This is a genomic window from Vibrio sp. 970 (assembly GCF_033339075.1).
In genome coordinates, this window is the sequence record NZ_JAWOTW010000553.1 from 1 (window position 1) to 594 (window position 594).

Annotated in this window: 1 protein-coding gene; it reads left to right on the forward strand. The window is 46.6% G+C overall.

All coding sequences use genetic code 11. The features are described from left to right. Positions 1-507, forward strand: a 507-nt coding sequence (locus tag R7Q11_RS27825) for a YebC/PmpR family DNA-binding transcriptional regulator (RefSeq protein WP_225467193.1), incomplete at its 5' end; no start/stop codon positions are given. Positions 508-594 lie beyond the last annotated feature (87 nt).

A 594-nucleotide genomic window follows, 5' to 3' on the forward strand; every position in this document is an offset into this window, starting at 1 on the left:
GCAAACGGCGGCGGTGGTGAAGACTACGTACCTGCACGTTACGAAGGCTTTGGTCCTGGTGGCACAAGCGTGATCGTCGACTGTCTAACAGACAACGGCAACCGTACTTTCCAAGATGTTCGCCAATGCTTTGTAAAAGTTGGCGCGAAGATTGGTGTGGAAGGTTCTGTGTCTCACATGTTCGATCACCAAGCGGTATTCCAATTCAAAGGCGAAGACGATGAAGTGATTCTTGAAACGCTAATGATGGAAGACGTAGACGTAACTGACGTTGAACTAGAAGATGGTGTGATCACAGTATTTGCTCCTCACACTGAGTTCTTCAAAACGAAAACAGCGCTAAACGCAGCATTCCCTGATCTGACAATTGATGTGGAAGAAATCACTTTCGTTCCTCAAACTCAAACGCCAGTAGCGGGTGAAGACGCAGAGAAATTCCAGAAGTTCCTAGACCTTCTAGATGACTGCGACGACGTTCAGCAGGTATACCACAACGCTGAGCTATAATTTTTAGCTTTCGTTGTTGTAAAAAAGGCTTCCCGAGGGAAGCCTTTTTTGATCGTGCTGATGGTTGCGAGTAGCGCTAAGTATTAC